This is a genomic window from Streptomyces sp. NBC_01390 (genome assembly GCF_045040105.1).
Taxonomy (GTDB): domain Bacteria; phylum Actinomycetota; class Actinomycetes; order Streptomycetales; family Streptomycetaceae; genus Streptomyces.
Window position 1 is genome coordinate 6,935,890 of sequence record NZ_CP109551.1, and the last position, 23,325, is coordinate 6,959,214.

The 23,325-nt window shown below is 68.7% G+C and carries 20 protein-coding genes; 13 read left to right on the forward strand and 7 right to left on the reverse strand.

The features are described 5' to 3' along the window. The 3 genes from OG241_RS31415 (at window position 1) to OG241_RS31425 (ending at window position 5,480) form a co-directional block, all read left to right on the forward strand. Window positions 1-3,162: a sacsin N-terminal ATP-binding-like domain-containing protein gene (locus tag OG241_RS31415; RefSeq protein WP_405820004.1), complete on the forward strand. Its 3,162-nt coding sequence runs from the start codon at window positions 1-3 to the stop codon at window positions 3,160-3,162. Window positions 3,163-3,457: 295 nt separating this feature from the next. Further along, on the forward strand, window positions 3,458-4,405 hold the full coding sequence (locus OG241_RS31420) for a hypothetical protein (protein ID WP_405820006.1): 948 nt from the start codon (window positions 3,458-3,460) through the stop codon (window positions 4,403-4,405). 274 nt (window positions 4,406-4,679) lie between these two features. Next, window positions 4,680-5,480 (forward strand): hypothetical protein, encoded by an 801-nt coding sequence (locus OG241_RS31425; RefSeq protein ID WP_405820008.1) that lies wholly within the window; start codon window positions 4,680-4,682, stop codon window positions 5,478-5,480. A 116-nt stretch (window positions 5,481-5,596) separates the two neighbouring features. Here OG241_RS31425 and OG241_RS31430 read toward each other — a convergent pair whose 3' ends face one another. Continuing rightward, the gene (locus tag OG241_RS31430) at window positions 5,597-5,938 is read right to left on the reverse strand and encodes a hypothetical protein (RefSeq protein WP_405820010.1); all 342 of its coding nucleotides are present in this window, start codon (window positions 5,936-5,938) and stop codon (window positions 5,597-5,599) included. A gap of 141 nt (window positions 5,939-6,079) precedes the next feature. Here OG241_RS31430 and OG241_RS31435 point away from each other — a divergent pair, with 141 nt between their 5' ends. The 3 genes from OG241_RS31435 to OG241_RS31445 all read left to right on the forward strand — a co-directional run bounded on the left by OG241_RS31435 (window position 6,080) and on the right by OG241_RS31445 (window position 8,624). Further along, window positions 6,080-6,250 carry an FG-GAP repeat domain-containing protein gene (locus OG241_RS31435; protein WP_405820011.1) on the forward strand — a complete coding sequence of 57 codons (171 nt, stop codon included), beginning with the start codon at window positions 6,080-6,082 and terminating at the stop codon, window positions 6,248-6,250. Window positions 6,251-6,514: 264 nt separating this feature from the next. Then, window positions 6,515-7,447 (forward strand): hypothetical protein, encoded by a 933-nt coding sequence (locus OG241_RS31440; RefSeq protein ID WP_405820013.1) that lies wholly within the window; start codon window positions 6,515-6,517, stop codon window positions 7,445-7,447. A 250-nt stretch (window positions 7,448-7,697) separates the two neighbouring features. Further along, entirely contained in the window at window positions 7,698-8,624 is a 927-nt protein-coding gene (locus OG241_RS31445; RefSeq protein ID WP_405820015.1) for a hypothetical protein, read from the forward strand. Between the two features lie 22 nt (window positions 8,625-8,646). Here the strand turns inward: OG241_RS31445 and OG241_RS31450 are convergent, their stop codons facing one another. Both OG241_RS31450 and OG241_RS31455 read right to left on the reverse strand, forming a co-directional pair. Beyond that, entirely contained in the window at window positions 8,647-11,100 is a 2,454-nt protein-coding gene (locus OG241_RS31450; protein ID WP_405820017.1) for an HAD-IC family P-type ATPase, read from the reverse strand. Between the two features lie 112 nt (window positions 11,101-11,212). Continuing rightward, entirely contained in the window at window positions 11,213-11,533 is a 321-nt protein-coding gene (locus tag OG241_RS31455) for a DUF2530 domain-containing protein (protein ID WP_405820018.1), read from the reverse strand. Window positions 11,534-11,713: 180 nt separating this feature from the next. On the opposite strand from OG241_RS31455, the gene OG241_RS31460 reads away from it, so the two are divergent. Further along, window positions 11,714-13,123, forward strand: coding sequence for an NCS2 family permease (locus OG241_RS31460; protein WP_405820020.1), 1,410 nt, complete (start codon window positions 11,714-11,716; stop codon window positions 13,121-13,123). Window positions 13,124-13,177: 54 nt separating this feature from the next. Here the strand turns inward: OG241_RS31460 and OG241_RS31465 are convergent, their stop codons facing one another. Continuing rightward, on the reverse strand, window positions 13,178-13,360 hold the full coding sequence (locus OG241_RS31465) for a ribbon-helix-helix protein, CopG family (RefSeq protein ID WP_319095471.1): 183 nt from the start codon (window positions 13,358-13,360) through the stop codon (window positions 13,178-13,180). A 155-nt stretch (window positions 13,361-13,515) separates the two neighbouring features. Here OG241_RS31465 and OG241_RS31470 point away from each other — a divergent pair, with 155 nt between their 5' ends. From OG241_RS31470 to thpR, 3 genes are all read left to right on the forward strand, one after another. Further along, complete coding sequence (locus tag OG241_RS31470; protein ID WP_405820022.1) at window positions 13,516-13,953, forward strand: MarR family winged helix-turn-helix transcriptional regulator; 438 nt, start codon at window positions 13,516-13,518, stop codon at window positions 13,951-13,953. Window positions 13,954-14,284: 331 nt separating this feature from the next. Continuing rightward, a complete protein-coding gene (locus OG241_RS31475) occupies window positions 14,285-15,592 on the forward strand; it encodes an MFS transporter (protein ID WP_405826509.1) in 1,308 nt (435 codons plus the stop codon). A gap of 14 nt (window positions 15,593-15,606) precedes the next feature. After that, a complete protein-coding gene (gene thpR / locus OG241_RS31480; RefSeq protein WP_405820023.1) occupies window positions 15,607-16,212 on the forward strand; it encodes an RNA 2',3'-cyclic phosphodiesterase in 606 nt (201 codons plus the stop codon). Between the two features lie 196 nt (window positions 16,213-16,408). Here thpR and OG241_RS31485 read toward each other — a convergent pair whose 3' ends face one another. Then, on the reverse strand, window positions 16,409-17,401 hold the full coding sequence (locus tag OG241_RS31485) for an aldo/keto reductase (protein ID WP_405820025.1): 993 nt from the start codon (window positions 17,399-17,401) through the stop codon (window positions 16,409-16,411). Between the two features lie 202 nt (window positions 17,402-17,603). Between OG241_RS31485 and OG241_RS31490 the strand changes: the two genes are divergently transcribed. Then, a complete protein-coding gene (locus tag OG241_RS31490; protein ID WP_405820027.1) occupies window positions 17,604-18,587 on the forward strand; it encodes an ester cyclase in 984 nt (327 codons plus the stop codon). Between the two features lie 138 nt (window positions 18,588-18,725). On the opposite strand, the gene OG241_RS31495 is transcribed toward OG241_RS31490, so the two are convergent. After that, window positions 18,726-19,205: a carboxymuconolactone decarboxylase family protein gene (locus OG241_RS31495; protein ID WP_405820029.1), complete on the reverse strand. Its 480-nt coding sequence runs from the start codon at window positions 19,203-19,205 to the stop codon at window positions 18,726-18,728. 161 nt (window positions 19,206-19,366) lie between these two features. Continuing rightward, window positions 19,367-20,041, reverse strand: coding sequence for a GDSL-type esterase/lipase family protein (locus OG241_RS31500; protein ID WP_405820030.1), 675 nt, complete (start codon window positions 20,039-20,041; stop codon window positions 19,367-19,369). 281 nt (window positions 20,042-20,322) lie between these two features. Here OG241_RS31500 and OG241_RS31505 point away from each other — a divergent pair, with 281 nt between their 5' ends. Then, on the forward strand, window positions 20,323-21,309 hold the full coding sequence (locus OG241_RS31505) for a WD40 repeat domain-containing protein (RefSeq protein WP_405820032.1): 987 nt from the start codon (window positions 20,323-20,325) through the stop codon (window positions 21,307-21,309). 195 nt (window positions 21,310-21,504) lie between these two features. Beyond that, window positions 21,505-23,055 carry a cellulase family glycosylhydrolase gene (locus OG241_RS31510; RefSeq protein WP_405820034.1) on the forward strand — a complete coding sequence of 517 codons (1,551 nt, stop codon included), beginning with the start codon at window positions 21,505-21,507 and terminating at the stop codon, window positions 23,053-23,055. Window positions 23,056-23,325 lie beyond the last annotated feature (270 nt).

The window sequence follows — 23,325 nt, forward strand, 5'->3', positions numbered from 1 at the left end:
GTGAGCAAGTTCGTGCGACCTGCAGCTGAGGGCGCGGATCCTTTCGGTACGGCCCGTCTGCGCCGGGGTGTTCTGGATGCCTGGGCGACCAGTCCCGCCAGGTTCCGTGAGGATGCCAACGCCGAGGAGGATCTCGTCCTCGGCGGCTACCGGGACCGGCTCGTCGTCGAGCTCGCCCAGAACGCCGCCGACGCCGCCGCGCGGGCCGGGGTGCCGGGCAGGTTCCGGCTCACCCTCCGCGAGGGTGTCCTCGTCGCCGCCAACACCGGTGCCCCGCTGGACGCCACCGGTGTCGAGTCCCTCTCCACGCTGCGCGCCTCCGCGAAGCGGGACGTCCAGGACGGCCGGGCCGGTGACGACGGCAAGGGGACGGGGGCCGTCGGGCGGTTCGGCGTCGGCTTCGCCGCCGTCCTCGCCGTGAGTGACGAGCCCGCCGTCGTCGGGCGGCACGGTGGTGTGCGGTGGGCGCTCGCCGAGGCCCGCGAGCTGGCCGCCGACACCGCCCGGCACAGCCCCGGGCTCGGTGACGAGGTCCGCCGTCGCGACGGCCATGTGCCGCTTCTGCGGCTGCCGTTCGCCGCCGAGGGCACCGCGCCCGACCCGTACGACACGGCCGTCATCCTCCCCCTGCGCGACATCGCCGCCGAGGATCTGGCCGAACGGCTGCTGAACGGCGTCGACGACGCTCTGCTCCTCACCCTCCCCGGTCTGGAGGAGGTCGTCATCGAGGTGGGCGACCAGGCGCCCCGCACACTGCGCAGGCTCACCGACGGCACCCTGACCCTCGTGGAGGACTCGCGCGACGGTACGAGCCGTTGGCGTACCGTCTCCGCGCACGGGCCCCTGGACGCCGCCCTGCTGGTCGGGCGGCCGGTCGAGGAGCGGCTGCGTCCGCACTGGTCGGTCACCTGGGCCGTGCCCGTCGACGCCGACGGCACTCCCGTACCGCCCCGGACCAGTCCCGTCGTGCACGCGCCCACACCGAGCGACGAGCCGCTGGGCGTACCGGCGCTGCTCATCGCCTCGCTCCCGCTGGACACCGCCCGCCGGCATGCCGCGCCGGGCCCGCTCACCGACTTCCTGGTGCAGCGCGCCGCCGACGCGTACACCGAACTCCTCGCCGACTGGCGCCCGGTGGGCGAGGGCATCATCGCGCTCGTCCCCGGCCCGCTCGGCAAGGGCGAACTCGACGGTCAGCTGCGGCACGCGATCCTCGAACGGCTGCCGCGCACCGCCTTCCTCCCGCCCGCGCTCGACCCGGGGGACGACGAGGAACTGCCCTCCGCCCTGCGCCCCCGGGACGCCGAGGTCGTCGAGGGTGCCGGGGCCGAGACGGTCCGCGTCCTCGCCGAGGTGCTGCCCACGCTGCTGCCCGCCGGGCTCGAACGCCGGGTGGAGCTAAGGACGTTGGGGGTCGCCCGGGTCCCCCTCACCGACGCCGTCGACCGGCTCGCCGGCCTGGAGAAGGCACCCGAGTGGTGGCACCGGCTGTACGACAGCCTGGCCGGCGTCGACCCCGACCGGCTGACCGGGCTGCCCGTACCGCTCGCCGACGGGCGTACGACCATCGGGCCCCGGCAGGTGCTGCTGCCCACCGGCGGCGAGGTGGGGGCCGCCGCACCGGAGACCCTGGCCCGCCTCGGCCTCAAGGTCGCCCACCCGGACGCCGCCCACCCCCTGCTGGAGAAGCTCGGCGCCCTACCGGCGACCCCGCGCGCCGTCCTCACCACCCCGCAGGTGCGGGCCGCTGTCGCCGGCTCGCTCGACGAGGACGCCCGCAGCCTGTCGTGGGACGACGAAGACACCCCCGACGCCGAGGAGTTGGCCGACACGGTCCTCGCCCTCGTACGCGACGCGGGCCTCGAACCCGGCGACGAACCGTGGCTCGGCGCCCTCGCCCTCCCCGACGAGGACGGCGAGTTGGCCCCCGCCGGTGAACTGGTCCTGCCCGGCAGTGCGTTCGCCCAGGTGATCAGGGAGGGTGAACTGGCGGAGCTGGACGCCGAGTTCGCGGACCGTTGGGGCGAGCAGCCGCTGGCGGCCTGTGGCGTCCTGGCGACCTTCGCCCTCGTCCGCGCCACCGACGTCGTCCTCGACCCGGACGAACTGGACCCCCGGGACAGCGACTTCGCCGAACCGGACGATCCGGGCCTGCTCGACGCCGTGGACGTGTGGAGCGAGGACATCCTCGACCGCTTCCCCGACTCGCCCGTCCCTCCCGTCGCCACGGAACTGGTCGCCGTACGCGACCTCGACCTCGTCGACGACGACCGCTGGCCTCAGGCCCTCGCCCTTCTCGCCCAGCCGCCCCTGCGGGACGCGATCGTCCAGCCGGTGCGTGTCCTGCTGCCCGACGGCACGCATGAACTCGTACGGCCGTACACCGCCTGGTGGCTGCGTGGAAACCCGGTGCTGGACGGCAGGCGTCCGGCCGGTCTCCTGGCGGCGGGCGGCGACCCGCTGCTGCGCGGCCTGTACGAGGAGGCCGACGCCACCGGGTTCGACGACGAACAGGTGCTGCGGGCGCTCGGCGTACGGACGTCGGTGGCCGCCCTCCTGGACGAGCCGGGCGGCGCCGCCGAACTCCTGGACCGCCTCGCCGACCCCGACCGGGAGGTCACCGGCGCCCAACTGCACGCCCTCTACGGTGCGTTGGCCGACCTCGACCCGGAACAGGTCACGCTGCCCGACGACCTGCGGGCGGTGGTCGACGGCCACGTGGAGGTCGTGGACGCGGCGGACGCCGTGGTCGTCGACTCACCCGACCTGCTGCCGTTCACAGCGGGCGTCCCGCTGCTCCCCGTACGCCCGGCGAAGGCGGCCGAGCTGGCCGAGCTGTTCCAGGTACGGCGGCTGAGCGAGTCGGTGACGGGCGAGGTGACGTCCGAGGGTTCGGAGCACGACGTACCGGAGTCGGTGCGGGTCCTGCTCGGTCCGGGGACCCCGGCCACCTACGTCGAGCACGAGGAGCTCGTCGTCGACGGCGTGGAGCTGGACTGGCGCAGGACGAGGGACGGTGTGCTGCACGCCTCGACCCTGGAGGGCGTCGCGGCGGCCCTCGCCTGGACGGCCGGCCAGTGGCCCCGGCGGTTCGAGGTGGCGGCCCTGATGGAGGACCCGTCGAGGACGACCGAACTGGCGCGGGACCGCTGGTTCGACTGAGGCGCGAGAGAGGCTGCGGTGGGCGCGGGCGTGGAGACCGGAGGAGTGTCCGCGCCCGACCCTCGGCTCGTCGTCGCTGGTCACCGACGTGCAAAGACCGTAATGCGAACACAAAATCTCCGCGTTCTGCGTAGGATTCCGCAACTTCCGTACAACCATTCCCATCCGTCACAGATCTGAGCGGGCGAGTCAAGAGACTCCCAGATCACTCGGGCCCGGGTGCGACTGCGAGCCGTGCGGACGGACTCCGTACGGACAAGCACCGCCGGGCCCCTTTCTCCACCTGGGGAAACGCATGCGCATACGTGCCACCGTGGCCGCCGTCTCCGGCGCCCTGGCCCTCTCCGCTCTCGCCGTGCCCGCCGCGCACGCCGACGGTTCCGCCGCCTCCACCTACCGCGCCGACGTCGCCAAGGTGAAGGAAGCCGCGCACTCCGCCGCGAGCGGCAAGTCCGCGTTCAGCACGGCGGCCGACGACGAGCCGATGCCGTACAAGCTGAATGTCTCCTTCTCGAACTTCAAGATCGCCAAGGCGGTCAAGCTCGGGGCCACCGGGCATGTCTCCGTCCCGCTCAGCTTCACGCTGACCCACGGTGCCGAGGTGGACATCACCGCCGACGACTTCCTGCTCGAGGCTTACATCTACCGGGGTTCCTTCACCACCGAGACCACGGAATCGGAGAACGAGCTCTACGGCGACGACTTCCCGACCTGCACCGCGACCTCGGCGACCGTCGCCACCTGCAAGAGCGACATCGACATCTACATGGGCGAGGACGCCGACATCCTCAACTCCGAGGCCGGCACCTGGAGAGGCGCTGCTGACGCCGTCGCGTTCAACGGACAGTTGTCGCCAGGAGGGGACCTGGACGTCACCAAGATCGGCTTCGCGGAGAAGGGCGGCCTCGCCACCACGCTGCTGCAGCGCGCGTCGAGGCTGACGGCGAACGCCACGCCGGAGCCGGTGAAGAAGGGTAGGACCATCACGGTCACCGGCAAGCTGACCCGCGCCAACTGGGACGCCAGGAACTACGGCGGCTACTCGGCCCAGCCCGTGAAGCTGCAGTTCCGGAAGAACGGCACCAGCACGTACACCACCGTCAAGACCATTAAGACGAACACGAAGGGCGACCTGAAGACCACCGTCAAGGCGACTGCCGACGGCTTCTTCCGGTACGTCTTCGCGGGCACCACGACCACCTCGCCGGTCAACAGTGCGGCGGACTTCATCGACGTCAAGTAGGTCATGCGGGCCGGGCGTACGGTCCGGGACGAACTCCAGCGCGAAGGCCGGTGCCGCCCGACTCGGGGCGGGCACCGGCCTTCACGGCATTGTGGAGTGACGTACGTCACGTGCCGGACGCCGTAAAAACCTCCTCCACCCGTACAACCATTCACACGCGTCGCGGATCTGAGCATGCGAGTCAACTGACTCAACGATCACTTGGGCCCCGGGTGTGACGACGAACCGCGAGGACGACCACCATCGGGCCCCCTTTCTCCAGTTGGGGAAACGCATGCGCATACGTGCCACTGTGGCCGCCGTCTCCGGCGCCCTGGCCCTCTCCGCCTTCGCCGTGCCCGCCGCCCAGGCCGCCACGGCACCCGACGTCACCTTCACCAAGGTGACGATCAACAACGGCAAGCCGATCGTCGCCAAGGCCACGGGGACCACCTCGGTGCCGGTGACGTACACGTTCAAGCACGCCGCCGGGCTCGACATCGGTTCGGACAACCTCCTCACCGGTCCGGCCCTGTACGTCGGCGCCGCCCTCACCGAGGACAACGTCCGCCTGATCGGCGACGAGCCGGGCACCTGCACGGCGACCTCCACGACCACCGCCAGCTGCAAGGGCTTCATCGACCTGCACGCCAGCGGCGACGAGAAGAATCTCGGGAACACCGACGCCCGTACGTGGAAGGTGGGCGCGGTCGCCATCACCACCTCGGACGACGGCGACATTAAGATCCAGAGCGGCCTCGGCACCACCCAGGTCAAGTTCCACTCGAAGCTGACCACCGACGCCACCCCGGAGCCGGTCAGGAAGAACGCGACCATCACGGTCAAGGGCACCCTGACCCGCGCCAACTGGGACACCAACAAGTACACGGGCTACGTCAACGCCCCGGTGACCCTCCAGTTCAAGAAGAAGGGCGCCACCACCTTCACCACCGTCAAGACGGTCAAGGCGGGTGCCGCCGGCGCCCTGAAGACCACGGTGAAGGCGACGGTCGACGGCACCTACCGCTTCGCCTTCGCGGGCTCGTCGACGACGGCGCCGATCAACGCGGTCGGGGATGTCATCGACGTGAAGTAGGCGGCTCTGATTCACAGGCGGTACGACGTTGGCCCCGGCGGAAGGGATTCCGGCGGCGCCAACGTCTGTTGCCGCGTCCTACGAAGTCGGCATCGAACGAGCGAGGGCAGCTGGCGCTAGCAGTCGATCAGTGACTGTGCGACGTCGTTGCCTGCTTTCGTGTTGGCGATCCAGGTACGACTGCCCAGCTCAGGTTTCCAGGAAAGGCGCTCAAGGTCATCGAGCACCAACTGGACAACTTCGCGGGCCTCTCCCCTCCACGGTGAGAACCCCTCGGCGGCAAGTTCACCAACCTGGATCAGGTCATTTTCGAGCAGGAAGCGAAGGAGTTCGGCGAAGAATTCCTTCCACGAGCGCCCCTTCATCTCTTCCCGCGCTGCCCAGGTGAGCTGATCGACCGGGACCCAGTCGTCCAGCCCTTCGATCAGTACTTCCGCGAAAACACGTCTGTCGATCATGGCAAGTGAACCTTCAATGGCTTTCCACCGCTACCGGGCTGGATGTCTATTGTCGCTCCACCGGAAGCAGACGCCGTTTCTCCACTGGATCACGGTGCCATCCTCGAGTCGATACACGGTTCCTTCGACAAGGCTCGCTCCATGTGGCCCGACAAGACGTGGACGAGTGAACGCCCGGTCCTGGGCGGTGACTTCAACGGTGACGGCAAGGCGGACATCGCCGCCATGCGCACTGACGGCGACCTGCGGCTCTACGCCGGCGACGGCAATGGTGGGCTGGCGGCGAGCCGAACCATGTGGCCGTCACTGTAGGCCCGCCAGTCGTGAGTGCTCGACTTGTGGTTCGTCCCGTACGGAATGCTGTTTCGTGCGGGACGAGCGCGGGCTGTGCGGTGATGGTGACGAGCGTCACATGTGAAGCGGCACAGAAAACCACGCCGCCCGTACAACCATTCCCGCCCGTCACGGATCTGAGCATGCGGGTCAACTGACTCAACGATCACTTGGGCCCCCGGTGTGACGACAAGCCGTGAGGACGACCGCCATCGGGCCCCCTTTCTCCAGTTGGGGAAACGCATGCGCATACGTGCCACTGTGGCCGCCGTCTCCGGCGCCCTGGCCCTCTCCGCCTTCTCCGTGCCTGCCGCGCAGGCCGACGGTTCCGTGTCCCGTGCGGACGCGGTCAAGATGCTCGCGGCCGGGCAGGCTGCCTCCGGCAAGTCCGCGTTCAGTACCTCGGCCGTCGCTGACGACGCCGGTACGCCGTACGCCCTGAACGCCTCCTTCTCCAACATCAAGATCAACAACGGTAAGTCGATCGTCGCGGGCATCACCGGCACAGTGACCGTGCCGATCACCTACACGCTCACCCACGGCGCCGACGTCGACATCACCGCCGAGGACTTCTTCACCGACGTCGAGCTGTACTACGGCGCCACGTACGTCGATTCCGACTTCGGGCTGTTCGGCGACGACTGGGCTCACTGCACGGCCACGTCGGCGACCGTCGCCAACTGCACCCAGTCCATCGTGATCCACCCGACCCGGGACCTGTTCAACGCGAGCGCCGGGAAATGGAAGGCGTTCGCGTACGCGGAGGCCTGGAACGGCCAGGACATGGGCAGCGACGACTTCGACGCCTCGAAGGTCGGGGTCGTGGAGAAGGACCTCATCGCCGGCCCCAGCCTCCTGCGTGCCGCGAAGCTGACGGTCAACGCCACCCCGGAGCCCGTCGTCAAGGGCAAGACCATCACGGTCACCGGCAAGCTGACCCGCGCCAACTGGGACGGCGCCAACTACACCGGGTACGCGACCCAGCCGGTGCAGCTGCAGTTCCGTAAGAACGGGACGAGTGCCTACACCGTCGTCAAGACCATCAAGACGACCACCAAGGGCGACCTGACGACCACCGTCAAGGCCGCCTCCGACGGGTACTTCCGGTACGTCTTCACCGGTACGGCGACCACCGGCGCCATCGGTGCCACGCCCGACTTCGTCGATGTGAAGTAACTGCCGCCTTCGCATATGCCGCTAGTTGCGCGAAACGTATGCAACCGCCGTCGGCCCCTCGTGTTCTACGGGTCGGCGGCGGGTCTGTGCGTAAGGGGTGTGCAAAATTACGTCCCTTCCGCACAACCAACCACTCCCGCAGTGAATCTGATCATGGGGGCCAACTGGCTCCACGATCACCTGGGCCCCGGGTGAGCGCGCGTCGTGCGGACGGTCGCCAACGGGTCCCATCTCCATGTGGGGAACACGCATGCGCATACGTGCCACTGTGGCCGCCGTCTCCGGCGCCCTGGCCCTCTCCGCTCTCGCCGTGCCGGCCGCGCAGGCCGATGTCCACGCTTCCGGCGGAGACTCCACCTACCACGCCGCAGCCGCGAAGATCCTGGGCGCCGGCAAGTCCGCGTTCATCACCTCGCCCGTCGCCGCCGCCGAGCCGTACAAGCTGAACGTCTCCTTCTCCAACTTCAAGGTCGCCAAGTCGATCAACGCCGGCGCCGGCGGCCACCTCGTCGTGCCGGTCACCTACACGCTGACCCACGGCACCGAGGTCAACATCAAGGCCTCCGACTTCGACAGCGGCCCGTACCTGTACGAGGGCGACATGGCGATGCCGGACAACGTGATCTTCGGCGAGAAGGCCGGCACCTGCACCGCGACGTCGGCGACCGTCGCCAACTGCAAGGCCAACCTCGACATCTACCCCGGTGACGGCGACCTGACCAACACCGACGCCGGCGCCCGCTGGACGGCGGGTGGTATTGCCATCGCGTTCAACGGTCAGGACCCCGAGGGCAACGACTTCGACCCGTCCAAGGTCGGCGTCGCCCAGCAGGGCGACCTCGGCACCACGACCGTGCGGCGCCTCTCCAAGCTGACGGTCGACGCCACGCCGGAGCCCGTCGTCAAGGGCAAGACCATCACGGTCACCGGCAAGCTGACCCGCGCCAACTGGGACGGGCCCAACTACACCGGGTACGCGACCCAGCCGGTGCAGCTGCAGTTCCGTAAGAACGGGGCCAGCGCCTACACCGTCGTCAAGACCATCAAGACGACGACCACGGGCGCCCTGAAGACCACCGTCAAGGCGACCGCCGACGGGTTCTTCCGGTACGTCTTCGCGGGCACCGCGACCACCGTGGGTTCGAGCGCCGCCGCGGACTTCGTCGACGTGAAGTAGGCCCCGTACCCGCAGGTTCGGCTTACGCCGGGAAGCGGCGGTCCACCCACCTCCACAGGAGTTCCAGGATGGCCGCCGCCACCGCCGCGACACCCACCGCGATCCACGGCATCGTCACGCCCACCAGCTTCAGCGCGAAGAACTCCTGGAGCGACGGTACGACGAGCACCAGCAGGAAGCCCGCGCCCATCGACGCGACCAGGGCCACCCGCCACCAGGTGTAGGGGCGGGCGATGATGGCCAGCACCCACATCGAGATCAGGAACAGGGTGAGGGTCGCCGCGCTCGTCTCCGCGTCCAACGCACCCGCGCCCGTGTAGTGATGACGGGCGATCAGGTACGTCGTGAAGGTGGCGACGCCCGCGAGTACGCCGCCCGGGATCGAGTAGCGCATGACCCTGCGTACGAAGTGGGGTTTCGCGCGTTCCCTGTTGGGGGCCAGGGCCAGGAAGAACGCCGGGATACCGATGGTCAGGGTGGAGAGCAGCGTCAAGTGGCGGGGCAGGAAGGGGTATTCGACCTGCCAGCAGACCACCAGGACGGCCAGGAGAACCGAGTAGACCGTCTTCACCAGGAACAGGGTGGCCACTCGCGTGATGTTGCCGATGACCCTGCGGCCCTCCGCGACCACCGAAGGCAGCGTCGCGAAGCTGTTGTCGAGCAGAACGATCTGGGCCACGGCTCGGGTCGCCTCCGAGCCCGATCCCATGGCCACGCCGATGTCGGCGTCCTTCAGAGCGAGTACGTCGTTCACGCCGTCGCCCGTCATCGCCACCGTGTGCCCGCGTGACTGCAACGCGCCCACCATGTCCCGCTTCTGCTGCGGGGTGACCCGGCCGAAGACCGTGCCCTCGTCGAGGGCCTTCGCCATGTCGTCGGTTTCGGCGGGGAGTTGGCGGGCGTCGACCGTCGTACCGGACAGGCCCAGCTTGGTCGCCACCGCGCCGACCGACACCGCGTTGTCGCCCGAGATGACCTTCGCGTCGACGTTCTGCTCGGCGAAGTAGCGGAGGGTGTCCGCCGCGTCGGGGCGGAGGCGCTGTTCCAGGACGACCAGGGCGGTGGGGGTGGTGCCGGTGACGACCTCCGGGTGGTCGAGTTCGCGGCTGGTGCGGGTGAGGAGGAGGACGCGCAGTCCGGCCTGGTTCAGGCGGTCGGTCTCGGTGAGGGCGGGTCTGTCGGCCGGGTTGTCGGGGGAGAGCAGGACGTCCGGGGCGCCGAGCAGCCACGTGCTGCTCTCCCCGTTGCCCTCGCTGAACGAGGCGCCGCTGTACTTGCGTGCCGAGGAAAACGGCAGCGACTCGGTGCAGCGCCAGTCCTCGCTGTCCGGGTAGGCGTCGATGATGGCCTGGAGGGAGGCGTTCGGTCGGGGGTCGGACTCGCCGAGCGCGCCCAGGACCCGTCGTACGTACGTCTCGTCGCTGTCGCCCAGGGAGCGCAGCTCGGTCACGTCCATGCCGCCCTCGGTCAGCGTGCCCGTCTTGTCGAGGCAGACCGTGTCGACGCGGGCGAGGCCCTCGATCGCGGGCAACTCCTGTACGAGGACCTGCTTTCGGCCGAGCCGGATGACACCGATCGCGAAGGCGACGGAGGTGAGCAGGACGAGGCCCTCCGGGACCATCGGGACGATGCCGCCGACGGTACGGGCGATCGAGTCCTTCAAGTCGTTGTTCTTGACGACCAGTTGGGTGATGCACAGGCCTATCGCGGCCGGCACCATCATCCAGGTCACGTACTTGAGGATCGTCGAGATTCCGGTACGGAGTTCCGAGTGGACGAGAGTGAAACGGGAAGCCTCTTCGGCGAGTTGGACCGCGTACGCCTCGCGGCCGACCTTCGTGGCCGTGAAGGCGCCGCCGCCCGCGACGACGAAGCTGCCCGACATCACCGGGTCACCGGGCTGCTTGACGACGGGGTCGGCCTCACCGGTGAGCAGCGACTCGTCGATCTCCAGTCCGTCGGCCTCGACGCACTCGCCGTCCACGACGATCTTGTCGCCGGGGCCGATCTCGATGACGTCCCCGAGGACGATCCCGGAGGTGCTCACCTCGGTCGCGACGCCGTCGCGGCGGACCGTGGGTCTGGCTTCGCCGATCACGGCGAGGGAGTCGAGGGTCTTCTTCGCCCGCCACTCCTGGATGATCCCGATGCCGGTGTTGGCGAGGATGACGTACCCGAACAGGGTGTCCTGGAACGGGGCGACGGACATCGTGATCAGCCAGAGCACGCCGATGATCGCGTTGAACCTGGTGAAGACGTTGGCGCGGACGATCTCGGAGACGCTGCGGCTGCTGTGTACGGGAACGTCGTTGACCTCGCCGCGGGCGACGCGTTCGGCGACTTCGGCGGCGGTGAGGCCGTGGGCGCGCGGGCCGTCGCCGGGGGCGTTCCCGCGGGGCCCGTTGCCCGGCGTGGCGCCGGGCAGAGGGACGGGGTGCACAGGATCGAGTTCGGCGCCGGCGTCGATGTGCGTCATGTGTTCGACGGTACGTGCGGATTTAGGGCTTCACACGCCGAGTGCGCCAAAGTTCCGACCTGGGGAGGAGGGCTGCGCTGGGAAATGGTGCCGTGGTTGTAGGTGGGGGTACCTAGGGGTTCGGCCCTGAAGGGGCCTCGTCCTCAAGCGCCGGACGGGCTGGAATGCCTGGACCTGCGTCCCCCGTGGGCGACGACGCCCCCTTGATCGCCGTATCCCGCTTCCGTACGTACCAGGTTCCGTACAGGCCCAGCACCGCGCCCGCGAGGCACGTCCACACCCACCACTCGTGGCCGTGGTCCCTGTGCCAGCCGTAGAAGGGGAGCTGGATCAGGAAGAGGACGAACCAGAGGATCGTGCCGCCCGTGATGGTGGCGACGACGGGGCCCTCCAGGGGCTCCGGCGCCTCGTGTATCGGTGTCCACTTCGCCATGCGCACAGCTTACGAGGACCCGCGCGGCGGGCGCTCCGCAGCCTCGGACGGGCTAGCCCGCCGCTGTCTACGCGCAGAGAAGGTCGTTTCGGTGTCATATATTCATACTGAAACGACTTGAGTCTGTCTCATTTCTTTCGTACGAAACTCCAAGACGTCAACAGAAACATGAGCACACGCATGTCCACCTCGGCCCCCGCCAAGGCCCTCGACCGCCATTTCAGGATCTCCGAGCGGGGCAGCACACTGTCCCGGGAGGTCCGCGGCGGGTTCGCCACCTTCTTCGCGATGGCCTACATCATCGTGCTGAACCCGATCATCCTCGGCAGCGCCAAGGACATGTACGGCCACCACCTCGACAGCGGCCAGCTGGTCACCGCCACCGCCGTGACCGCCGCCTTCACCACGCTCCTCATGGGCGTCGTCGGCAACGTGCCCATCGCGCTGGCGGCCGGGCTCGGGGTCAACACCGTCGTCGCGCTCCAGCTCGCGCCACGTATGTCCTGGCCGGACGCCATGGGGATGGTCGTACTCGCCGGGCTCGTCGTCATGCTGCTCGTCGCCACAGGGCTTCGTGAGCGCGTCATGAACGCCGTGCCGCTCGGGCTGCGCAAGGGCATCGCGATCGGTATCGGGCTGTTCATCATGCTGATCGGGCTCGTCGACTCCGGGTTCGTGACCCGGATCCCGGACGTCGCGCAGACGACCGTTCCGCTGCAGCTCGGCGGCGACGGTCACCTCAACGGCTGGCCGGTGCTCGTCTTCGTGCTGGGCACTCTGCTCACCCTCGCGCTCATCATCCGCAAGGTGCCCGGCGCGATCCTGATCTCGATCGTCGCCATGACCGTGCTGGCCGTGGTGATCAACGCGGTCGCGACCGTGCCGTCCTGGGGGCTCACCACGCCCAAGTGGCCCGGCAACCCCGTGGCCAGTCCCGACTTCGGACTCATCGGCAAGGTCAGTCTCTTCGGCGGGTTCGACAAGGTCGGCGTGCTGACCGGCACCCTCTTCGTCTTCACCGTGCTGCTCTCGTGCTTCTTCGACGCGATGGGCACGATCATGGGCGTCAGCGACGAGGCCAGGCTCACCGACGCCCAGGGCAACATGCCCGGCATCAACAGGGTCCTGTTCGTCGACGGTATCGCCGTCGCGGCCGGTGGCGTCAGCTCCTCCTCCGCCACCACCTGCTTCGTCGAGTCCACCGCCGGGGTGGGGGAGGGGGCGCGCACCGGGTTCGCGAACGTCGTCACCGGTTCGCTCTTCGCCGTCGCGCTGTTCCTGACCCCCGTCGCCACGATGGTGCCCTCACAGGCGGCGACCCCGGCCCTGCTCGCCGTCGGTTTCCTGATCCTGGCCGGCTCGGTCAGGGAGATCGACTGGGCCGACCACACCATCGCCGTCCCGGCCTTCGTGACGATGGTGATGATGCCCTTCACCTACTCGATCACCAACGGCATCGGCATGGGCTTCATCACCTTCGTGGTGCTGCGGCTGGCGGCCGGTCGCGGGCGCGAGATCCCGGTCGCCATGTACGTCGTCGCCGCCGTCTTCGGGTTCTACTACCTGATGCCGGCGCTGGGCCTGATCTGACCCCACTGGCCTGACCTGCAATTACCCCCGCCCCACCTGGTCCTACGGGGTGTCTCACGGCACCCCGTAGAACCTCTCCGTCTCCTCGACAGCGCTCTGGAACCGTTCGTCGAAGTCGTTCCGGATGAGCGTCTGGACCACGTAGTCCTGGACGCTCATTCCCCTTTTCGCCGCATGGTCCCGGAGCCGGTCGAGCAGCTCCCCGTCTATCCGCAGGCTGAGCACGTTGGTCCCCATGGAGACGAGGGTCGCGGGCCGATGCGGGGCGACGGGGGGCTTTTTGCTGTCGATTCACTCGTACGGGTGATGTGGGGGTTCAGTGGCCCTTGTCACGGGTGATTCGGCGCGTCACGAGTGGTCTTTAGTCAGAGTAATGAGTTAGGCTAAAGAACATGCCGGACCTAACCCATGGCGACGACGCTGCCGCTGTGAACTCATTGCGCTCCGCTGTGATGCGCCTCTCGCGCCGACTCAAGCACCAGCGCGTCGACGAGTCGCTGAGCCCCACCGAGATGTCGGTGCTGGGCACCCTTGCCCGCTGCGGCTCGGCCACGCCGGGCGAGCTGGCCCGCAAGGAGCATGTGCAGCCACCCTCCATGACCCGTATCGTCGCGTTGCTGGAGGGCAAGGGGCTGGTCAGGCTGGAGCCGCATCCCGAGGACCGGCGCCAGAAGGTCGTCACCCAGACCGAGCAGGCCGAAGCGATGCTCGAAGAGAGCCGTCGCAAGCGGAACGCCTGGCTGGCCGGCCTGGTCGACAACCTCGACGAGGACGACTGGGCGAAACTGCGCGCCGCCGCCCCCGTACTGGAGAAGCTCGCGCATCTGTAGACAGGACCCAGCAAGGAGGCGAATTTCTTTGAGTTCGGGAACCGGAGCAGACTCCGCACCCGCACCAGCCGCCCACGACCCCCAGCTCGCCCACGATCCCCAGCTTGCCCACGACCTTCAGCCCGTCGCCGCCGATCCCGACACGGCTGTCACTCCCGCTTCCGGTCCCGGTCCCGGTTCAACTCCGGCTTCCGTGTCGGCATCGGAGTCGACTTCGACTTCGGCTTCGGCTCCTGCGGTCTCCGGGCCGGATTCCACCGACCCCGGCTCCCGCACCCCGGCTTCCGCCGGCCCCGCTTCCGCCGGTTCGGGCACGCCCGCCCGCTCGTCCATGTTCAGCTCGCTGCGGGTGCGCAACTACCGTCTCTTCTTTCTCGGCCAGGTCGTCTCGAACACCGGCACCTGGATGCAGCGCATCGCCCAGGACTGGCTGGTCCTCAGCCTCACCGGGTCCTCGGCCGCCGTCGGCATAACGACCGCGCTGCAGTTCCTGCCGATGCTGCTCTTCGGGCTGTACGGCGGAGTCCTCGTCGACCGGCTGCCCAAGCGCCCCACCCTGCTCGTCACGCAGACGATGATGGCCGTCACCGGCCTCGCGCTCGCCGCCCTGACGCTCACGGGTGACGTCGAGGTCTGGCACGTCTACCTCGCCGCCTTCGCCGTCGGTCTCGCCACGGTCGTCGACAACCCGGCCCGGCAGTCCTTCGTGTCCGAGATGGTCGAGCCCGGGCAGCTGCAGAACGCCGTCAGCCTCAACTCCGCGAACTTCCAGTCCGCACGCCTCGTCGGACCCGCTGTCGCCGGTCTGATGATCACCGGCGTCGGCACGGGCTGGGCCTTCCTCTTCAACGGCCTGTCCTTCGTCGCCCCCATGGCCGCCCTGCTGCTCATGCGCGGCCGCGACCTGATCGCCGTCGAGCGTGCACCGCGTGCCAAGGGGCAGCTGCGCGAGGGCCTGCACTATGTCGCCGGACGGCCCGAGCTGGTCTGGCCGATCATCCTCGTCGGGTTCATCGGCACCTTCGGCTTCAACTTCCCGGTCGTCCTCTCGGCCTATGCGGACGACGTCTTCCACGCCGGCGCCGGCGCGTACAGCTTCTTCAACACGCTGATGGCGGTCGGTTCCCTGGCGGGCGCCCTGCTCGCCGCCCGGCGCGGTACGGCGAAGCTGCGCGTCCTCGTCGTGGCGGCCGTGGTCTTCGGCGCGCTGGAGATCGTCGCCGCGATGGCCCCGTCCCTGTGGCTGTTCGCGCTGCTGATGGTCCCGATCGGGATCGCCGGCCTCACGGTCAACGTCACGGCGAACACCTCGGTCCAGATGGCCACGGACCCTGCCATGCGCGGCCGGGTCATGGCCCTGTTCATGATGGTCTTCATGGGCGGTACGCCGCTGGGCGCACCGCTCGTCGGCTGGATCACGGACGCGTACGGCCCCCGGGTCGGCCTCGCCTTCGGCGGCATCGTCGCCACGGCCGCCGCCCTGACGGTCGGCCTGGTCCTGGCCCGCGTCGGCGGACTGAGAGTCTCCGCCGACTGGAACTCCGGACACCCGAGCGTCAGCCTCGTCAAGCGGCAGGCGGGGGAGCCGGCACAGCAGCAGGACGAGGAACGGCGGGAGCCGGTGACCTCCGTGGCGTGAGTACGGTGAGCGCCATGAGTGCCAGTGACACGAGTGCCATGAGCACGGTCCGGCTGTTCGCCGCCGTGCTGCCGCCCGAGGAGGTTGCCGAGCAACTCGCCGTCGCGGTGGCCGGGTTGAGGGGCCTGCCGGGTGCGGACGGGCTGCGCTGGACCGGCGTACCGGGCTGGCACTTCACCCTCGCCTTCTACGGCGAGGTGGACGAGGACGTCGTACCGGAGCTGTCGGAGCGGCTGGCGCGGGCTGCCCACCGTACGGACGCGTTCGCGCTGTCGGTGTGCGGCGGCGGGCAGTTCGGGCACGGGCGGGCGCTGTGGGCGGGCGCCGCCGGTGAGGTGAACGTGCTGCGCCTGCTGGCCGACCGGGCGGAGGCGGCGGGCCGGAAGGCGGGCGTCGAGATGGGGGAGCACCGGCGCTACCAGGCCCACCTCACCGTGGCGCGCAGCCGCGAGGCCTTCGAGGTGCGGCCGTACGTCGAGGCCCTGGACGCGTTCACGAGCCGCACGTGGACGGTGGACGACCTGGCGCTCGTACGCAGCAATCTGCCGAAGTCGGGGGTGCCGGGGGAACAGCCCCGGTACGAGGTGGTCGCCCGTTGGCCGCTCGGCGCGGCCGGTTAGGCTCGACCGCGTGAATCCGAAAATCCGGAACCGGGTGATGGCCGGTGCGCTCGTGCTGATGTTCGTGGTGGTGGGGGTGGCGGCGGCGGTCGGGCGGTGACGCGAGCCTGACTCCGGCTCGCGTCCCGACCGCCGCCCTACCTGTCACTGCTACTGCTGGTGTGACGGCGGCGCCCCACCTGTCACCGCCGGTGTGTCACCAGGCGAAGGCCTCCGGTGACGGGCCCGGGCCCGGGAAGATCTCGTCGAGCGAGGCCAGCAGTTCGTCGCTCAGCTCCAGCTCGGACGCCCGTACCGCCGACTCCAACTGCTCGGCGGTGCGCGGGCCGACGATCGGGCCGGTCACGCCGGGGCGGGTGAGCAGCCAGGCGAGAGCCGCCTCGCCGGGCTCGATTCCGTGCTTGTCGAGGAGGTCCTCGTACGCCTGGATCCGGGCGCGTGCGGTGGGGTCGGCGAGGGTGTCGGCCGCGCGGCCACTCGCGCGCCTGCCGCCCTGGACCTCCTTCTTTATGACGCCGCCGAGCAGTCCGCCGTGCAGCGGCGACCACGGGATGACCCCGAGGCCGTACTCCTGCGCGGCCGGGATGACCTCCATCTCGGCGCGGCGCTCGTAGAGGTTGTAGAGGCACTGCTCGCTCACGAGGCCGATGGTGCCGCCGCGACGGGCGGCGGTCTCGTTGGCCTGGGCGATCTTGTATCCCGGGAAGTTGCTCGACCCCGCGTAGAGGATCTTCCCCTGCTGTACGAGTACGTCGATCGCCTGCCAGATCTCCTCGAAGGGAGTCGAGCGGTCGATGTGGTGGAACTGGTAGACGTCGATGTGGTCGGTCTGGAGACGCTTCAGCGACGCGTCCACCGCGCGGCGGATGTTCAGCGCGGACAGCTTGTCGTGATTGGGCCACGCCTCGCCGTCGGCGGCCATGTTGCCGTACACCTTGGTGGCGAGGACCACCTTGTCGCGGCGCTCACCGCCCTTGGCGAACCAGTTCCCGATGATCGATTCCGTACGGCCCTTGTTCTCGCCCCAGCCGTAGACGTTGGCGGTGTCGAAGAAGTTGATCCCTGTGTCCAGGGCCGCGTCCATGATCGCGTGGCTGTCGGCTTCGTCGGTCTGGGGGCCGAAGTTCATGGTCCCGAGGACGAGTCGGCTGACCTTGAGTCCTGTGCGTCCGAGCTGCGTGTACTTCATGACTCCTCAGCCAACGTCGTGGAGTGCGCTCTAGGCAAGGGGCGGCAAGGGCGGACGGGGTGGGCGCGGTGGATCTTGACACTAACTTGTGGTTAGTGCTTACGTATGCGCAGCGCTAGTCGTTTTAAGTTTCAAGATTCGAGATTCAGACTCGTCGTCAAATGTCGTCAAGTGTCGACAAGACCTGAGAGAAGGAGCACCCGTGACCCCCCACATGCCTGCCCCGCGTATGCCTGCCCGCCGTGTTCTCGTGGCCGCGCTCGCCGTGTCCGCCCTGCTGGGCGCCGCGGCCGTGCCCGCTGTCGCCTCGCCGTCCGCCGGTGGGCGTCATGCCGTCGAGTCCGACGGGCATGGCGGTTTTGGCAGTCAGGGCCTGTACTTCGGTGACGGCGCCCGGCTCGACTACCAGAAGGGCGTTGCCGTACGCGTCCTCAAGGGTGTCTTCGAGCAGGGTGACACCGCGGTCGTGGACAGGTTCGTGCGGACTGACTACATCCAGCACAACCCGTTCGCGGCCGACGGCTCCGAGACGCTGAAGAACCTGGCCGCCGGCGTGCATCAGCAGTTCCCCGAGGCGAAGTACGACGTCAAGCGGGTCATCTCGGAGGGCGACCTCGTCCTCGTGCACTCCAACGTCGTGCTGACGCCGGGGACTCGGGGCTCGGCCGTGTTCGACATCTTCCGGTTCCAGGGCGGGAAGATCGCCGAGCACTGGGACACCGGGCAGAACGTGCCGGACACCAGCGCCAACGGCAACGACATGTTCTCGACGGTCAGTTGGCCGCAGACCGAGCAGCCGGGGCCGCGTTGGCTCACCGCCTACAACAAGAAGCTCGTGACCAAGGCGTTCGACCGGCTCATCGTCGACAAGGACCTGTCCGCGCTCGACAAGTACTGGGGTACGGAGTACCACCAGCACAATCCCAACATCGCGGACGGTGTGGCCGGCGCGAGGGAGGGGCTCGGCGGGTACTTCCGGGCGTTCCCGGAGCTGGCCGTCTCGCGAAAGCGGGTGGTGGCGGAAGGGGATCTGGTCGCCGTCCACAGCCACTACGTCAACGCGCCGGGCGAGCGCGGGCAGGCCGTCGTGGACCTGTTCCGGGTGCGGAACGGGAAGATCGTCGAGCACTGGGACGTACTTCAGGACGTGCCGGCCACCTCGGCCAACGACAACACGATGTTCTGAGTCCTGAGTCCTGAGTCGTTCCAGATGTTCTGGGGCGAGAACGGGGTTGTTTGAGCGGTGGGGCCGCCCGGCTTTCTGTGCCGGGCGGCCCCGCTCCTGTTCCCGCTCCCGTCGCTGTGGCTGACGCCGTCGCCGTCGTCAAAGTTGGGCGTACATGCCCGGCTCGTAGTCGCCGGCGGGCTGCTGGACGATCACGTTCATCCGGTTGAAGGCGTTGATCAGGGTGATGGTCAGGACCAGGGCCGCGAGCTGCTCCTCGTCGTAGTACTTGGCGGCGTTCGCCCAGGCCTCGTCCGTGACCCCGCCGGCCGCGTCCGCGATACGGGTGCCCTGCTCCGTCAGTTCCAGCGCGGCGCGCTCGGCGTCGGTGAAGACCTTGGCCTCGCGCCAGGCCGCGACCAGGTGAAGGCGCTGCGCGGTCTCGCCTGCGGCGGCGGCGTCCTTGGTGTGCATGTCGGTGCAGAATCCGCAGCCGTTGATCTGGCTGGCGCGGAGCCTCACCAGTTCCTGCGTCGCGAGCGGCAGGGCCGAGTCCGTTACTGCCTTGCCCGCCGCGACGAGGTGCTTCGTGGCCTTGGTCACGACCGGGTTGGCGAAGAGGTTCAAGCGGGCTTCCATGAGGGGCTCCTCCGTCTTGGGTGCTGCCTTCATCGGCGTTACACATGCACGACGGGACGGAGCGCTGAGATGTGACAGACCAGGGCGAATGTGATGTGGGTCTCACTGGCGTCAATGACGTACACGGCGGCCGGGCCACGCCTCGATCCAGTCGGCCTGTCTCAGGCCCCGTACCGCTCCCCCAGATCCCAGGCCTCGTACAGCGAGTCCGCGAACGCGCCCGCGATCTTGTGTTCGCCGTTCGCGTTGGGATGCGTGCCGTCGTACGTGTCGTGGTTGATGTCGTACGACGGTGGGGGCGACGTCAGGAGCAGGGGTGAGCGGGGTTCGTCCAGGTCGGCTGCCGTTTTCGCCAGGAGTTCGTTGAAGCGGGTGACCTGGGCCGCGAAGGGCGGGTCCGTCTGCGCGCGGACGTTCGGGATCACCGGCAACAGGGCTATGGCGATACGGGGGTTGGAGCGTCGGGCCTCGGCCACGAAGAGGCGGGCGTTCTCGGCCGTCTGGTCGGCGTCCGTGTAGAAGCCCAGGTCGATCAGGCCCAGGGAGACCAGGAGGACGTCAGGCTTGTGAGCGCGTACGGCGTCCGCGATCAGCGGGGTCATGTGCTGCCAGCCCTCGCCCCAGCCGGCCAGGTGGGCGCGGGGGAAGTCCGGGTCGGCGTACTCGTACGAGTCGGCGGTGTCCGTCGCCTTGTCGTACAGCGCCTCGCGCGGGCCGACGATCCGGAACGGGCCGCCGTACGTCTCCCGCAGGTGCTGCCACAGCCGGTAGCGCCAGGTGTGTTCGCCGGCACTGCCGATCGTCATGGAGTCGCCTACGGGCATCAACCTGAGCATCCGCTCATGATGAGGGATCGGGGGAGGGGCGTGGACCGGGGGTGGTGTGTGAGTCGGGCCACCCGGTGTCAGGTGTATGTCGGCTTGCGCGGAGTTGTGCCGGTGGTTGGGGCGGCAGATGCGTCGGGAGTCGTGCCGGTGGTCGTGTCGGTGGTCGTGTCGGCAGGTGTGGCCGGTTGTGCGTGCGGGAGCGGCGATCCTGGGGCTGATCCGGCGGAGCGGTCAGGGTCATGGGCGGTCATGAGCCTCGTATCGATCGCCGGGATGGCACGCTTGAGGGCATGCGCAGATCGCTCGCCCTCCTCGCCGGGGGCCTACTCGTCTGGGTGCTCGCCGCGCCCGCCTCCGCTGCCGATGGTGACCAGGACTTCACCATCAAGGACCCGCGGATCACCGAGTCCAGCGGTCTCGCCGCCTCCCGTCTCCACCCCGGCATCTACTGGACCCACAACGACAGTGACGACGGGGCCTTCCTGTACGCGATCGACAGCGCGACCGGCCAGACCGTCGCCACCGTCACCATGAAGGGCGTCGGCACGCCCCGTGACATCGAGGCCATCTCCATCGGGCCGAACAACGAGATCTACGTCGGCGACATCGGCGACAACGACGGCGTGACCTGGAACTACGTGTGGATCTACCGGCTCCCTGAGCCCAAGGTCCTCAAGAACCAGACGATTCGTGCCACGCAGTACGTCGTGAAGTACACGGACGGTTCGCGTGATGCCGAGTCCCTTGTCGTGCATCCGAAGACCGGGCGCGTCTACATCATCGACAAGCAGGAGGACGGCGGGCATCTCTACGCCGGGCCGGCCAAGCTCTCCTCCTCCGGCACCAACGTCTTCCGGCCCGTCGCCCCCGTCGACATGTGGGCCACCGACGCCGCGTTCTCGCCCGACGGGCGGCAGTTGGCCGTACGCGGGTACTTCGGGGGCGTCTCCTACGCCTGGAACGGCGGCAAGCTCAAGCGGCAGGGGCAGCTCGACGTGCCCTTGCAGGGGCAGGGGGAGTCGGTCACGTACAGCCGTGACGGGTCCAAGCTGATGTACGGGAGTGAGGGCGCCGAGAGCGGTGTCGAGGCCGAGGACGCTCCGTCGTACGGGAAGTCCGGTGACTCCGACTCCGGTGGTGGCAGCGGGAGTTCGGCCTCGGGGGGTGACGGGGGCGGGGGCTCGGGCGAGAACGTCAGGAACGGCGGTGTCGTTGTCGGCGTGCTTCTCCTCGGCTATCTCGGGCTGAAGCGGCTTCGGCGGCGGCCGTCTTCGTGATCGCCGGGGTGGCCGTTCCCGTGAGCTGATCCGCCGGGCCGGTGGGCGCTGCGGACCTCTGCTGGACGGCGTACCCATTCCGGGGTGCCGCGAGTATTGACGTGGGCATGTTGTGTCAGTTTCCTGGGAGGTGCGCGGTGTGTGGGAGCGCTCCCATCGATTCCGGGGCCGCGCCTCCCGAGAGGAACGAGCGACATGTTCCGCTTCCGTACCCTTCGTACCCTGAGAAGAGCCCTGTGCACTGCGGCCGCCGCGCTTCTGTTGCCGCTGGGAGCCGGTGCGCAGGCCGCCCACGCGGCGGACGTCCGTGCGGCGGCCGCCGGTGTGGCGGACGCCGGTGCCGGCTACTGGCACACCAGCGGCCGGCAGATCCTGGACGCGGCCGGGCAGCCGGTCCGGATCGCCGGCATCAACTGGTTCGGCTTCGAGACCAGCAACAACGTGGTGCACGGCCTCTGGTCCCGCGACTACAAGAGCATGATCGACCAGATGAAGGCGCTCGGCTACAACACCATCCGGCTGCCGTACAGCGACGACATCTTCAAGTCGTCGACCGTCCCCAACAGCATCGACTTCAGCAGCGGCAAGAACGCAGATCTGCAGGGGTTGGGCTCCCTTCAGGTCATGGACAAGCTGGTCGCGTACGCCGGTCAGGACGGCCTCAAGGTCATCCTGGACCGGCATCGGCCGGACGCGGGTGGGCAGTCGGCGCTCTGGTACACCTCGGCGGTGTCCGAGTCGACGTGGATCGCCAACCTGAAGGCGCTGGCGGCGCGTTACTCCGGCCAGGACGCGGTCGTCGGCATCGACCTGCACAACGAGCCCCACGATCCGGCCTGTTGGGGCTGCGGTGACACGACGAAGGACTGGCGGCTGGCGGCACAGCGGGCGGGCAACGCGGTTCTCGGTGTGAATCCGCAGCTGCTGGTGTTCGTGGAGGGCGTGCAGACGGTCAACGGGGTCTCCGGCTGGTGGGGCGGCAACCTGATGGGGGTCGCGCAGTATCCGGTGCAGCTGAGCGTGGCGAACCGGGTCGTGTACTCGGCCCACGACTACGCGACGAGCGTGGCCCAGCAGAGCTGGTTCAGCGATCCCTCGTTCCCCGCCAACATGCCGGGCATCTGGGACAAGTACTGGGGCTACATCTTCAAGCAGAACATCGCGCCGGTGTGGGTGGGGGAGTTCGGTACGACACTCCAGTCGACCGTGGACCAGCGGTGGCTGGCCGCGCTGGTGGACTATCTGCGGCCGACAGCGACGTACGGCTCGGACTCCTTCCACTGGACCTTCTGGTCCTGGAACCCCAACTCCGGTGACACGGGCGGGATCCTGAAGGACGACTGGCAGACGGTCGACACCGTGAAGGACGGATACCTGGCGAGCGTCAAGGCGCCGGGCTTCCCGGGGAACGGTGGCGGAGGAGGCGGCGGCGGTGGCGGCAGTACGGCGGCCTGCACTGCCTCCTACGCCGTCAGCAGCGACTGGGGCGGCGGGTTCAACGCCGAGGTGAAGGTGACCAATTCGGGGACTGTGGCCCTCAAGTCCTGGAAGGTGACGTGGACCTGGGGCGGTTCACAGGCGGTCACGAGCATGTGGAACGCCTCGTACACGCAGTCCGGAGCGACGGTCACCGTTGTGAACGCGGTTCACAACGGGAGTGTGGGAGTGGGGAGTTCAGCGACCTTCGGGTTCGGGGGAGCGCCTGGGGGCGGGGGTGTGCCTGCGGTGAGCTGCACGGCGACGTGAGGGGCGAGGTGGGGCGTCCGGTGCTGTTCGCTGGGCGCCTTCACCTGACGACTGCGGTCTGTGAACCGGGGTTTCTGATCGGGAGGGTGTGCCGGGCCCCTTCCTGTCGGGCGGCCGCTAGCCTGGTGGTTGACGTGCATGGAACGGTTGCAGCGGATGCGTCGTACGGGCTGCTGTTCGTTCAGGGATCGGAGGCCGGGCAATCGTGAGTGTTTCCGCTCAGTCCGGGCCGGGGGACGGGGAGGTTCCGGCCTGGGGGCGCAACCTGGC